The organism is Amycolatopsis sp. cg9 (assembly GCF_041346945.1).
GTDB lineage: Bacteria > Actinomycetota > Actinomycetes > Mycobacteriales > Pseudonocardiaceae > Amycolatopsis.
The window spans coordinates 7119133-7131283 of sequence record NZ_CP166850.1; the positions used below are offsets into that span (position 1 = coordinate 7119133).

The following is a 12151-nucleotide window of genomic DNA, read 5'->3' on the forward strand; positions in this document are numbered from 1 at the left end:
ACCGGGCGGCCGCCCTTCGCGGCTCTCGGCCTCAGTCCGTCTCGGCCATCGCCTCCGCGAACTGGGCCGCGTACAGCCGCGCGTAGGCCCCGCCGCTGTGCAGCAGCGTCTCGTGGTCACCCTGCTCGACGATGCGGCCCTGCTCCATCACCAGGATCACGTCGGCGTCGCGGATCGTCGACAGCCGGTGCGCGATCACGAAGCTCGTCCGGCCGCTGCGCAGCGAGTTCATCGCCCGCTGGATGAGCACCTCCGTGCGGGTGTCCACCGAGCTGGTCGCCTCGTCCAGGATCAGGATCACCGGCTTGGCCAGGAACGCCCGCGCCACCGTGATCAGCTGCTTCTCGCCCGCGCTGACCGTGCCGCCTTCGTCGTCCAGCACCGTCTCGTAGCCGTCCGGCAGCGTGCGGACGAACCGGTCCACGTGCGTCGCCTTCGCGGCTTCGACGATCTCCTCGTGGCTCGGGTTGTCCGCGCCGTAGGCGATGTTCTCCGCGATCGTGCCGCCGAACAGCCACGCGTCCTGCAGCACCATGCCGGTCTGGTCGCGCAGTTCTTCGCGGTTCATCTTCGCGATGTCGACGCCGTCGAGGGTGATGCGGCCGCTGTCCAGCTCGTAGAAGCGCATCAGCAGGTTGACCAGCGTCGTCTTGCCCGCACCGGTCGGGCCGACGATCGCGACCGTCTGGCCGGGTTCGACCGTCAGCGACAGGTCGTCGATCAGCGGCTTCTCCGGCAGGTAGCGGAAGGAGACGTCCTGGAACTCGACGCGCCCCCGGACCACCGCGGGCCGCTCCGGCGAAGCGGGCTCCGGGGCCTGCTCCTCGGCGTCGAGCAGCGCGAACACCCGCTCGGCCGAGGCGACGCCGGACTGCAGCAGGTTCGCCATGCTCGCGATCTGCGTCACCGGCTGGCTGAACTGGCGCGAGTACTGGATGAACGCCTGCACCTCGCCGAGCGTCAGGCTGCCCGACGCCACGCGCAGCGCGCCGATCACCGCCACCAGCACGTAGCTCAGGTTGCCGATGAACATCATCGCCGGCTGGATCATGCCGGAGATGAACTGCGCCCGGAAGCTCGCCTGGTACAGGGTGTCGTTCTGCTTGTCGAAGATCGCCGCGGCCTCGTCGCGGCGGCCGAACACCTTGACCAGCGAGTGGCCGGTGTACATCTCCTCGACGTGCGCGTTGAGCTTCCCGGTCGTCGACCACTGCTTGATGAAGTTCGGCTGCGCCCGCTTGCCGATCTTCGCCGCCACCACGGCCGAGAGCGGCACCGTGAGCAGCGCGATCAGCGCCAGCAGCGGCGAGATCAGGAACATCATGATCAGCACGCCGATCACCGTCAGCAGCGACGAGACGATCTGCGACAGCGTCTGCTGCAGCGACATCGCCAGGTTGTCGATGTCGTTGGTGACGCGGGAAAGCACCTCGCCGCGCGGCTGGCGGTCGAAGTACTTCAGCGGCAGCCGCGAGAACTTGGCCTCGACCTCTTCGCGCAGCCGGTACACCGCCTGCTGCACCAGCGTCGTCGTCAGCCGGGCCTGGATCAGCCCGAAGAACGACGAGATCACGAACAGCGCCAGCACGGTGAGCAGGATCTGCCCGACCTTGTCGAAGTCGATGCCGACGCCGGGCACGAGGTCGACGCGGCTGTAGATGTCGGCGAGCGTGCCGTCGCCGCGGGCCCGCAGCCCGGCGACGACCTGCTCCTTCGTGACCCCCGGCGGCACCTGCTTGCCGAGCACGCCGGCGAGGATCGCGTCGGTGGCCTGGCCGAGGATCTTCGGGCCGATGACGGTGAGCGTGACGCTGGCCGCGCCGAGCACGAGCACGCCGATGAGCGCGGCCCGCTGCGGGCGCAGCAGCCGCAGCAGCCGCTTCAGCGAACCCTTGAAGTCGAGCGCCTTCTCCGGCGGCGCGCCGCCGGCCATCCACCGGCCGGGCCCGACGGTCGCGGCACCGGTGTTCTTGTGCCGTTCGGCGGTCGGCCGCTCCCCGGCGGCCGTGACGGCGGCTTTGGGCGATTCCGTGGTGCTCACGCCGCCTCCTGTTCGGTGAGCTGGGACAGCACGATCTCCCGGTAGGTTTCGTTGCCGTCCATGAGTTCGTGGTGGGTGCCGGTGCCGACGACGCGGCCTTCGTCGAGGACGATGATGCGGTCGGCGTTGCGGATCGTGCTGACCCGCTGCGCGACGATGACCACGGTCGCCTCGGCCGTTTCCGACACCAGCGCGCGGCGCAGCGCCGCGTCGGTCGCGTAGTCGAGCGCGGAGAACGAGTCGTCGAACAGGTAGATCTCCGGCTTGTGCACCAGCATCCGCGCGATCGCGAGCCGCTGGCGCTGCCCGCCCGAGACGTTCGTGCCGCCCTGGGCGATCGGTGCCTCGAGACCGTCCGCCATCGCTTCGACGAAGTCCTTGCCCTGCGCCACTTCCAGCGCGTGCCACAGCTCTTCGTCGGTCGCGTCCGGGTTGCCGTAGCGCAGGTTGCTCGCCACCGTGCCGGCGAACAGGTACGGCTTCTGCGGCACCAGCCCGACCGCGCGGGCGAGCACCGCCGGGTCCAGGTCGCGGACGTCGACGCCGTCCACCTTCACCGTGCCGCGGGTGGCGTCCATCAGGCGCGGGATCAGGTTGAGCAGCGTGGTCTTGCCGGTGCCCGTCGAACCGATCACGGCGGTGGTCTCACCGGGCCGCCCGATCAGCGAAATGTCGCACAGCACCGGCTTTTCCGCACCGGGGTAGCGGAATTCGACGCCGGACAGCTCCAGGTGCCCGTGCACCGCGCCGGGCCGGATCGGCGACACCGGCGGGCGGACGCTCGACTCGGTGTCGAGCACCTCGCTGATCCGCTCGGCGCTGACCTCGGCGCGCGGCACCATCATGAACATGAACGTGGCCATCATGACGGCCATCAGGATCTGCAGCAGGTAGGACAGGAACGCGGTCATCGCGCCGATCTGCATGCTGCCGGAGTCGATCCGCTGCCCGCCGAACCACAGCACCGCGACGCTGGAGGCGTTCATCACCAGCATGACGATCGGGAACATCAGCGCCATCAGCCTGCCGACCCGCAGCGACACCGTGAGCAGCTGGTCGTTGGCGACGTCGAAGCGCTCCCGCTCGTGCTTGTCGCGGACGAACGCCCGGATGACGCGGATGCCCATGATCTGCTCGCGCAGGATCTGGTTGATCCGGTCGATGCGCTCCTGCATCAGCCGGAACGCCGGGCGCATCTTGGTGATGATCGTGCCGACCGCGACCGCCAGCACCGGCACGATGACCAGCAGCAGCGACGACAGCGGCACGTCGAGGTTGAGCGCCAGGATGATGCCGCCGATGCACATGATCGGCGCGGACACCATCAGCGTGAGCGTCATCAGCACCAGCATCTGGATCTGCTGGACGTCGTTGGTGGTGCGGGTGATCAGCGACGGCGTGCCGAACTGGCCGACCTCGCGGGCCGAGAAGTCCTGCACCCGGTGGAAGACGCCGGCGCGGATGTCCCGGCCGATCGCCATCGCGGTGCGGGCGCCGAAGTACACCGCGCCGATCGAGCCGGCGATCTGCGCGAGCGTGATGACGAGCATCATCGCGCCGACGCGCAGGATGTAGTCCATGTCGCCCTTGATGAGGCCGTTGTCGACGATGTCGGCGTTCAGCGTCGGCAGGTAGAGCATGGCGATCGTCTGCACGAGCTGGAGCAGCACGATCACCCACAGGGTGCTCCGGTACGGGCGCAGGTGGCTGCGCAGGAGCTTGACTAGCACAACGATTCCCCCAGTGGAGTGGTGGTCGGTTCGGGTTTCGGAGCAGCGGTGCCGGCGGTCAGGGTGGGCATCCCCGCGGAAAGCTCGTCGAGCAGCCGTTCCAGGATCGGCAGGAACGGCTCGCCTTCGGTCGTGAACCAGTTGGTGAAGGCCACCCGGACAGCGCTTTCCACCGATGCCGCCATCAGCCGGCACAACAGGTGGTCCACACCGCCCACCCGTTTCGCGATCGTTTCGGCCAGGACGCGCTCGACGGCCGCGTGGGCGTTGAGGAACTCGCCGCGCAGCATGAGCCGTCCCATCAGCTCACGGATACGCGCAACATACGCGCGATCGGGCTCGCCTTCACGCGAATATTGCTCGAGCACGGCGTGCTTGACCGATTCCCAGAGCGGCTCGCCGTCCGGCCGCGCGAGCAGGGCGTCGCGCATCCCCTCGTGCCGGTCGACGACGACCGAGCAGACCGCCTGCTCCTTGCTGGAGAAGTAGTTGTTGAATGTGCGGGGTGACACGCCCACCTCGGTGGCGATGTCCTCGACCTTCACGTTCTCCAGCCCGCGGTCCAGCGTCAGCCGCAGTGCCGCTTGGGCGAGCGCCTTGCGTGCTTCGCGCTTCTTGCGCTCGCGCAGGGTCAGCTTGGGTGGTTCGTCCGGCGGCATGAACGGAGTGTAGCGAAAAACTTGCGTGCCCCGCAAAAAAGTGCGTGGCCCGCAAGTTTGGGACGAATCGGACGTGACCAGGGATTTCGTGGCGGACGGATCGGTGGACTGCGAGATCGGGCGCCGTGTGCGCTCTGTTGCCGGGTGCAAAATGCAAAAATGAGCCGAATGGCCTAGTCCGCTGCGCTCACCAGCAGCGACGGCGCGAAAAACCGGTCACGTCGAGCGACCGGCCGGAGACCGGTTGTGGACATCCGACGAACCTTTCTGCTTGCATGTCCGGCATCGCCGCCCGGGGGTCGGCGCGATGCAGTCGTTGCCGAACCTGAGCAAGGAAGAAGTGGGACCACATGGCGAGCCGGGCCCGGGAACTCCTGGATCGATCACGCGTCCTGCTGGACCGCTCGCGGGTCGCCGCCGCGCAGTACCTCACCGCACCGCCGAAGCACCCCGGGTACGCGCCCGCGCCGGGGCCGGCGCTCGCCGAGCTGTCGCGGCCCGAACCGGAACCGGCGGCGCCGCCCGCGGACGAAGGCGTCCTGGCCGAGATCTGCGCCAGCGTGGCGCTGCGTGACCTCAACCTCCTCGACCAGCTCCTCGCGCGGCTCGAGGAACTCGAAGCGGGGGAGGAGGACCACCACCGCCTCGCCGAGCTCTACCAGCTCGACCACCTCGCCACGCGGCTGCGGCGCAATGCCGAGAACCTGCGCGTCCTGGCCGGCCAGGACACCGCCGACGACGCCGCCCGCGCGACCTCGGTGCTCGACCTGGTGCGCGCGGCGATGTCCTCGATCGACCACTACGCCCGGATCACCATCGGGCGCGTGGTGAACCTCGGGGTCGTCGGCTTCGCCGCCGAAGACCTGGGCCGGGTGCTCGCGGAGCTGCTCGACAACGCCGCCAACCAGTCTTCGCCCAGCTCGCCGGTGCACGTCAGCGCGCACCTGACCGAGCAGGGCAGCGTGCTCGTCCGGATCGAGGACGAGGGCATCGGCATCCCCGCCGACCGCGTCGAGGGCCTCAACCGGCGGCTGGCCGCGGGCGGCGACCTGGACGACGCCGCGGCGCGGCACATGGGCCTCGCCGTGGTCGCCCGCCTCGCCGCGCGGCACGACGTCAGCGTGCGCCTGGACCGGCGCAGCCCGCACGGCACGGTCGCGACCGTGCTGCTGCCGACCGGCGTGGTCACCGAGCTCGCCGAGAACGCGTGGTCGGGCACCCGGACCGTCACGATCGAACCGGCCGAGACCGGCGCCGAACCGGTGGCGGCGGGCGGGCTGCCGCGCCGCCGCCCGGGTGCCTTCCCGCGAGAGGAGCCCGCGCCGGTGCCGCGCAAGCCCACCCCCCGGCCCCGGCCGGTCGAGCGGGCCACCGGCGGTACGACGGCCAACGGCCTGCCGCGCCGCGTGCCCGGCAGCATCCGCGGCGCGGCCCCCGAACCGCCCCCGCCGCCCCCGGCCGCGGAACCGGCGGCGAACGGGCACGAGAAGCTGCTCGCCGACCTCGGCGCGTTCGCCGACGGCGAGCGGGCCGCGCACGCGGAAAACCACGCCCAGCAGGACGAAACGCCCGGAGGAACCGCCTCGTGAGCGCCCCCCACCCGGCCCCGGCGAACTTCGCCTGGCTGCTCGACGACTTCGTCCGGAAGGTGCACGGGGTCAGCCACGCGCTGATCATGAGCGTCGACGGCTTCCCGCTCACCGCGTCGGACTCGGTCGGCGAAGCGGAGGCCGAGCAGCTCGCCGCGATCGCCAGCGGCCTGCTCTCCCTGGCCGGCAACAGCGCGGCGCTGTTCGGGAAGGGCGCCTGCGAGCAGATCATCATCCGGCTCACCCACGGCTACTTCCTCTTCATGGGCATCGGTTCCGGTGCCGGGCTCGCGGTGCTGACCTCGGGCGAGGCGGACATGAAGGTGGTCGCCTACGAGATGACCCAGTTCATCACCAACGCCGGCCACGCGCTCACCCCCGAGGTGCGCGCCGAACTGCGCCAGGTGCTCACCGCGCGCCGGCCCAGGGTGTGATGGGCGTGCCCGAGGATGTGATCCCCGTGTCCCGGAAGGACACCGCCTTGCCGCGGCGCAGCCGCCGGATCCGGGCGTACGCGCTCACCGGCGGTCGCACCAGCACCCGACACCAGCTGCTGGTGGAGACGCTGGTCTCGGTCCCGCGGTACGACCCGGCGCTGAGCGACACGCTCATGCCCGAGTCACGCTCGCTCTACGAACGCGCCCGCGTGCGGTCCTCGATCGCCGAGCTGTCGGTCGGGCTGGACCTGCCGCTGGGCGTCGTGCGGGTGCTGATCGGCGACCTCGCCTCCCAGGGCGCGGTGTTCGTCCACCCCACCGCGCACGCCTACCACCACGACACCACCGTGCTCGAGAGGATCCTTGATGGGCTCAAGCGGCTCCCCGCCTGAGGGCGATCTGCTGACGATCTCCGCGAAGATCGTCGTCGCCGGGGGCTTCGGTGTCGGCAAGACCACGTTCGTCGGGGCGGTGTCGGAAGTGCCGCCGATGAGCAACGAAGCGTGGATGACCGAGGCCGGCGAAGGCGTCGACGAGATCCCGCCCGGCGGCAAGTCGACCACGACCGTGGCGATGGACTTCGGCCGGATCACGCTGCGCCCGGACCTGCTGCTGTACCTGTTCGGCACGCCGGGGCAGGCGCGGTTCTGGTTCCTCTGGGACGACCTGAGCCGCGGTGCGCTCGGCGCGGTCGTCCTGGTCGACACCAGCCGGATCGACGAGTCGTTCGCGGCGATCAACTACTTCGAGAACGACTCGGAGCTGCCGTTCGTCGTGGCGGTCAACCAGTTCGAGGGCAAGCCGGTGCACGACCTCGACGAGGTGCGCGACGCGCTGGCGCTCGACCCGGCCGTCCCGCTGGTCACCTGCGACGCCCGCGACCGCGCGTCGACGATCGCCACCCTGACCGAGCTGGTCAGCCACACGTTGTCGCTCGCCGTGCTGTCCGGGCCGCGTGAGCTGGCCGGCAGCGTCGCGCCGGCCTGAACCGAGGAGAGAAGAGCTTCATGCGCAGAGTCCTGATCGTGGGCGCCGGCCAGTCCGGGCTGCAGCTGGCCCTCGGGCTGCTGGCGAAGGACTACGACGTCACGGTGATGTCCGCGCGGACGCCGGAGGAGATCCGGAACGGGCGCGTGATGTCGACCCAGTGCATGTTCAACGACGCGCTGCAGCACGAGCGGGACCTCGGGCTGAACCAGTGGGAGGACGAGACCGTCCGCGTCGAGGGCCTCGGTGTGTCGGTGGCGGCGCCGGACGGCGGCCGCGCGCTCGACTGGTTCGCCGAGCTCGACCACTACGCGCAGTCGGTCGACCAGCGCGTGAAGATGGCGGGCTGGCTGGAGCTGTTCGAGGACCGCGGCGGCAAGCTCGTCATCCACGGCGTGATGACGTCCGAACTGGACGCGCTGTCGCGGCTGTACGACCTGGTGATCATCTCGGCCGGCAAGGGCGAGCTGGTCCAGTTGTTCGACCGGGTGCCGGAGCGGTCGCCGTACACGAAGCCGATGCGCGCGCTTTCGCTGGCCTACGCCCACGGCGTCCGGCCGCGGCCCGAGCACCCGGACAAGCAGGCGGTCCGGTTCAACATCGTGCCCGGTGTCGGCGAGCTGTTCATGATCCCGGCGTACACGCTGAGCGGGAACTGCGACATCCTCTTCTTCGAGGGCGTCCCCGGCGGGCCGCTGGACTGCTTCGGCGACCACCCGGCCGCGGGCGAGCACTTCACGCGCCTCCTCGACCTGATGCGCCAGTTCGTGCCGTGGGAGTACGAGCGCTGCCGCGACGCCGAGCTGACCGACGGGAAGGCGGCGCTGGCCGGCGGGTACACGCCGGTCGTGCGCAACCCGGTCGGCACGCTGCCCGGCGGGGCGCGGGTGCTGGGCATGGCCGACGTCGTCGTGGCGAACGACCCGATCACCGGGCAGGGCTCGAACAACGCGAGCCACTGCGCGGCGACCTACCTGACCGCGATCCTCGAGCGCGGCGACCGGCCGTTCGACGCCGAGTGGATGGACGCCACGTTCGAGCGCTACTGGGAGTACGCCAAGCACGTCACCGAATGGACCAACGCGCTGCTCCTGCCGCCACCCCCGCACGTGCTCCAGATCCTCGGGGTCGCGGGCCAGAACCCGGCCGTGGCCCGGCGGTTCGCCAACGGGTTCACCGACCCGACCGACTTCCAGCACTGGTTCCTGGATCCGGCGAAGTGGGAGAAGTACCTGGCAGAGGTCTAGATCGGACTGTCGCCGGGGGACGATTCGGGCTACGGTGGTCACGTAGCGTGAAGGCGACCTCGGAGGTACGTGGCATGCGGGCGATGTGGAAGGGCTCGGTGTCGTTCGGGCTGGTCAGCATCCCGATCCAGCTGTACGCGGCCACCGAGAACAAGAACGTCTCGCTCCGCCAGGTGCACGAGGCCGACGGCGGCCGCATCCAGTACAAGCGGTTCTGCACGATCGACGGCGCCGAGGTCCCTTACCCGGAGATCGCCAAGGGCTACGAGCTGCCCGACGGCGAGATGGTCGTCATCACCGACGCCGAGATGGCCGAGCTGCCGCTGCCCACGCAGCGCACGATCGACGTGCTCGAGTTCGTGCCGCTGGAGTCGATCGACCCGATCCAGTACGACCGGACGTACTACCTGGAACCGCAGAAGAACGCGGTGAAACCGTACGTCGTGTTGCGGGACGCGCTGCACAAGTCGAGCCAGGTGGCGATCGCGAAGGTCGCGGTGCGGCAGCGGGAGAGCATGGCGGTGCTGCGGGTGCACGCCGACGTGCTGGTGATGACGACGATCCTGTGGCCGGACGAGGTCCGCGAACCCGACTTCCCGTTCCTGCGCGACGACCCGCCGCAGATCCGCCCGCAGGAGCTGTCGATGGCCGGCTCGCTGATCGACTCGCTGGCCGAGCCGGTGTTCGAGCCGGAGAAGTACCGCGACCACTACCGCGAGGCGCTCGAGGAGATGATCGAGGCCAAGGTCGCGGGGGAGGAGACGACCAAGCCCGCGGCCGTCACCGCGAAGGCCGACGTCGTCGACCTGATGGCGGCGCTGCAGGCCAGTGTGGACGCGGCGAAGAAGTCACGGCAGTCCACCGCGGACCGGTCCGATGAGGACGGGTCCGATGAGGACGCGAAGCCGGCGGCGAAGAAGAAGGCGGCACCGCGGAAGCGGGCACCGAAGTCCGCTTGAGCCCCGGACGGGTGGTCGCGCCGACACGCCGTCCCGGTCCCGCGCCCGGGCGCTTCCCGGTGGTACCAAGGACTCATGGAATGCGCTTCGTGCGACGCGCGGATCGACCACTGCCACGGCACGCTCGTCGTGCACCCGGAAGGCGGGTTCGCCGAGTGCACCGACACGGCGTGCGCCGACCCCGATCGGGTGCGGCACGCACTGATCGTCGACTGCCCGGCCCCCGGCGGCTGCGGGTGTGCCGCACCGCCGGAGAAATCGTTGCTGCGCCAGGCTTCCTGAGCCTCCCGCCAGGATCCGCGAAGGCCTTCCCGCCGAGTGCCGCGCACCGGCCGGGGAGGCCTTCGCGGCGTCAAGACGGCGTCAGGGCGGTAACACGATCGTGTATGCAGCTGTGTACACGGGCTTGGCGATGTGCTAACACTAACGGGGTCCTTCGGCTCTCCCTCCCCCTCGGAGCCGGAGGACCCTTTACGTTCCGCGGATTCCCGCGACGGAGAACGGCCGAACGGCCTGGCGGCCAGCATCGCTGCTGACGCGCCAGGCCGCGGGCCGGTCGTTGAATCAGTACCGGCGGTTATGTCAGTACCAGTGCGCACGCCCACCGATCCGGCGGCCGGTGCCGCCCAAGATGGCCAGTGCCACGCCGGCCACCGCGAGAATGATGCCGATGGTGTAAAGCACCGGGATTCCCACGATGAACCCGATGATCAGGAGAATTACACCGAGAACGATCACTTTGACACACACTCCTTCGCATGGGACCCGTCCGGCATGCCGGCCGGGCGGATGCGCTGTCACGGGGAGGATGGCCACTTTTGCGGTGCCGCAAACTGCGTCAAACGGAGCAATCTCGGGTCAGTACCGGTAGTGATCGAGCTTGTACGGCCCTTCGACGTCCACCCCGATGTAATCCGCCTGCTCCTTCGTGAGCTTGGTGAGTTTCACACCGAGCGCGTCGAGGTGCAGGCGGGCCACCTTCTCGTCGAGGTGCTTCGGCAGCCGGTGGACGTCGGTGGCGTACTCGCCGGGCTTGGCGAACAGCTCGATCTGCGCGATCGCCTGGTTGGTGAACGAGTTCGACATCACGAACGACGGGTGGCCGGTCGCGTTGCCGAGGTTCATCAGGCGGCCTTCGGAGAGCACGATGATCGCGTGGCCGTCCGCGAAGGTCCACTCGTGCACCTGCGGCTTGATCTCGTTCTTGACGATGCCCGGCAGCTTCGCCAGCCCGGCCATGTCGATCTCGTTGTCGAAGTGGCCGACGTTGGCGACGATCGCGTTGTGCTTCATCCGGCTCATCTGGTCCGCGGAGATGATGCCGAAGTTGCCGGTGGTGGTGATGAAGATGTCGCCGGTGGCCACCACGTCGTCGAGCTCGACGACGTCGAGCCCGTCCATCGACGCCTGGAGCGCGCAGATCGGGTCGATCTCGGTGACCGCGACGCGGGCGCCCTGGCCGCGCAGTGCCTCGACCGCGCCCTTGCCGACGTCGCCGTAGCCGCAGACGACGACGCGCTTGCCGCCGATCATCACGTCGGTGGCCCGGTTCAGGCCGTCCACAAGGGAGTGCCGGATGCCGTACTTGTTGTCGAACTTGGACTTCGTGACGGAGTCGTTGACGTTCATCGCCGGGAAGAGCAGCTCGCCGTCCTTGGCGAGCTTGTAGAGGCGCTTGACGCCGTTGGTCGTCTCCTCGGTGACGCCGCGGATCTCCTTGGCCATCCGGGTGAAGCGGTCGCCGTCGGCGGCCAGGCTCGCGCGGAGGGTTTCGAGGACGATCCGGTACTCCTCGGGGTCCTCTTCGGACGGTTGCGGGACGGCGCCCGCGGCTTCGAACTCGACGCCCTTGTGCACGAGCAGGGTGGCGTCGCCGCCGTCGTCGAGGATCATGTTCGGGGTCTTCCCGCCGGCGAAGGCGAAGAGCTGGTCGGTGCACCACCAGTACTCTTCGAGCGTCTCGCCCTTCCACGCGAACACCGGGGTGCCCGACGGGGCGTCGACCGTGCCCTCGGGGCCGACGACGACGGCCGCGGCCGCCTCGTCCTGGGTGGAGAAGATGTTGCAGGAGACCCAGCGCACCTCGGCGCCGAGCGCGACCAGGGTCTCGATCAGTACGGCGGTCTGCACGGTCATGTGCAGCGACCCGGCGATGCGCGCGCCCTTGAGCGGCTGGGTGGCGGCGTACTCGCGGCGGATCGCCATCAGGCCGGGCATCTCGTGCTCGGCCAGCCGCAGCTGCGTGCGGCCGGCTTCGGCGAGGGAAAGGTCGGCGACGGCGAAGTCGAGACCGTTGCGGCGTGCGAGTTTGTCACTCATTCCTCGAGCTCTTTCCTGACGGCTGGTTGCGGAGCGCGCGGGAGGAACGGGTGGGACACCACAAAAAAAGCACCTCCCTCGCGGGAGGCGCCCTTGGATGCGTGTCGCGGGCCGAGCGTGGCGGAAAGAGTTCCGTCGCAGCGCCTCTCGGCCCGGGATCCAGGATGGCAAAGCCGCCGGGAA

12 protein-coding genes and 1 riboswitch are annotated in these 12151 nt (G+C 69.5%); of the genes, 7 read left to right on the plus strand and 5 right to left on the minus strand.

Annotation, left to right across the window (positions count from 1 at the left end; translation table 11 throughout):
- Positions 1 to 31: 31 nt before the first annotated feature.
- The 3 genes from AB5J73_RS33270 to AB5J73_RS33280 are packed head-to-tail and all read right to left on the minus strand — an operon-like array spanning position 32 to position 4430.
- On the minus strand, positions 32 to 2041 hold the full coding sequence (locus AB5J73_RS33270) for an ABC transporter ATP-binding protein (RefSeq protein WP_370962698.1): 2010 nt from the start codon (positions 2039 to 2041) through the stop codon (positions 32 to 34).
- A complete protein-coding gene (locus AB5J73_RS33275) occupies positions 2038 to 3771 on the minus strand; it encodes an ABC transporter ATP-binding protein (RefSeq protein WP_370962699.1) in 1734 nt (577 codons plus the stop codon). Before AB5J73_RS33275 ends, AB5J73_RS33270 begins: the two co-directional genes overlap by 4 nt.
- Positions 3765 to 4430 carry a TetR/AcrR family transcriptional regulator gene (locus AB5J73_RS33280; RefSeq protein ID WP_370962701.1) on the minus strand — a complete coding sequence of 222 codons (666 nt, stop codon included), beginning with the start codon at positions 4428 to 4430 and terminating at the stop codon, positions 3765 to 3767. The genes AB5J73_RS33275 and AB5J73_RS33280 overlap by 7 nt, the downstream gene beginning before the upstream one ends.
- A gap of 350 nt (positions 4431 to 4780) precedes the next feature.
- On the opposite strand from AB5J73_RS33280, the gene AB5J73_RS33285 reads away from it, so the two are divergent.
- The 7 genes from AB5J73_RS33285 to AB5J73_RS33315 all read left to right on the plus strand — a co-directional run bounded on the left by AB5J73_RS33285 (position 4781) and on the right by AB5J73_RS33315 (position 9931).
- A complete protein-coding gene (locus tag AB5J73_RS33285) occupies positions 4781 to 6019 on the plus strand; it encodes a sensor histidine kinase (protein WP_370962702.1) in 1239 nt (412 codons plus the stop codon).
- Positions 6016 to 6453 carry a roadblock/LC7 domain-containing protein gene (locus AB5J73_RS33290; RefSeq protein WP_125315245.1) on the plus strand — a complete coding sequence of 146 codons (438 nt, stop codon included), beginning with the start codon at positions 6016 to 6018 and terminating at the stop codon, positions 6451 to 6453. The genes AB5J73_RS33285 and AB5J73_RS33290 overlap by 4 nt, the downstream gene beginning before the upstream one ends.
- Before the next feature lie 26 nt (positions 6454 to 6479).
- Positions 6480 to 6848 carry a DUF742 domain-containing protein gene (locus AB5J73_RS33295; protein ID WP_370973416.1) on the plus strand — a complete coding sequence of 123 codons (369 nt, stop codon included), beginning with the start codon at positions 6480 to 6482 and terminating at the stop codon, positions 6846 to 6848.
- Complete coding sequence (locus tag AB5J73_RS33300; protein WP_370962703.1) at positions 6823 to 7443, plus strand: ATP/GTP-binding protein; 621 nt, start codon at positions 6823 to 6825, stop codon at positions 7441 to 7443. Before AB5J73_RS33295 ends, AB5J73_RS33300 begins: the two co-directional genes overlap by 26 nt.
- A gap of 20 nt (positions 7444 to 7463) precedes the next feature.
- The gene (locus AB5J73_RS33305) at positions 7464 to 8690 is read left to right on the plus strand and encodes a styrene monooxygenase/indole monooxygenase family protein (RefSeq protein ID WP_370962704.1); all 1227 of its coding nucleotides are present in this window, start codon (positions 7464 to 7466) and stop codon (positions 8688 to 8690) included.
- Between the two features lie 74 nt (positions 8691 to 8764).
- Entirely contained in the window at positions 8765 to 9649 is an 885-nt protein-coding gene (locus tag AB5J73_RS33310; protein WP_370962705.1) for a Ku protein, read from the plus strand.
- Positions 9650 to 9724: 75 nt separating this feature from the next.
- Positions 9725 to 9931, plus strand: coding sequence for a hypothetical protein (locus tag AB5J73_RS33315; protein WP_370962706.1), 207 nt, complete (start codon positions 9725 to 9727; stop codon positions 9929 to 9931).
- A gap of 300 nt (positions 9932 to 10231) precedes the next feature.
- On the opposite strand, the gene AB5J73_RS33320 is transcribed toward AB5J73_RS33315, so the two are convergent.
- Both AB5J73_RS33320 and ahcY read right to left on the minus strand, forming a co-directional pair.
- A complete protein-coding gene (locus AB5J73_RS33320; protein ID WP_086678182.1) occupies positions 10232 to 10387 on the minus strand; it encodes a hypothetical protein in 156 nt (51 codons plus the stop codon).
- 120 nt (positions 10388 to 10507) lie between these two features.
- Positions 10508 to 11968, minus strand: a complete 1461-nt coding sequence (gene ahcY / locus AB5J73_RS33325; protein ID WP_370962707.1) for an adenosylhomocysteinase — start codon at positions 11966 to 11968, stop codon at positions 10508 to 10510.
- 78 nt (positions 11969 to 12046) lie between these two features.
- Positions 12047 to 12123: riboswitch (S-adenosyl-L-homocysteine riboswitch) on the minus strand.
- Between the last annotated feature and the right edge of the window lie 28 nt (positions 12124 to 12151).

What these genes read in the sequence shown, in the direction of transcription:
- AB5J73_RS33280 (WP_370962701.1), bottom strand. Translation starts at nt 4,430, where the DNA reads ATGCCGCCGGACGAACCACCCAAGCTGACCCTGCGCGAGCGCAAGAAG.
- AB5J73_RS33285 (WP_370962702.1), top strand. Translation starts at nt 4,781, where the DNA reads ATGGCGAGCCGGGCCCGGGAACTCCTGGATCGATCACGCGTCCTGCTG.
- AB5J73_RS33300 (WP_370962703.1), top strand. Translation starts at nt 6,823, where the DNA reads ATGGGCTCAAGCGGCTCCCCGCCTGAGGGCGATCTGCTGACGATCTCC.
- AB5J73_RS33305 (WP_370962704.1), top strand. Translation starts at nt 7,464, where the DNA reads ATGCGCAGAGTCCTGATCGTGGGCGCCGGCCAGTCCGGGCTGCAGCTG.
- AB5J73_RS33310 (WP_370962705.1), top strand. Translation starts at nt 8,765, where the DNA reads ATGCGGGCGATGTGGAAGGGCTCGGTGTCGTTCGGGCTGGTCAGCATC.
- AB5J73_RS33315 (WP_370962706.1), top strand. Translation starts at nt 9,725, where the DNA reads ATGGAATGCGCTTCGTGCGACGCGCGGATCGACCACTGCCACGGCACG.
- ahcY (WP_370962707.1), bottom strand. Translation starts at nt 11,968, where the DNA reads ATGAGTGACAAACTCGCACGCCGCAACGGTCTCGACTTCGCCGTCGCC.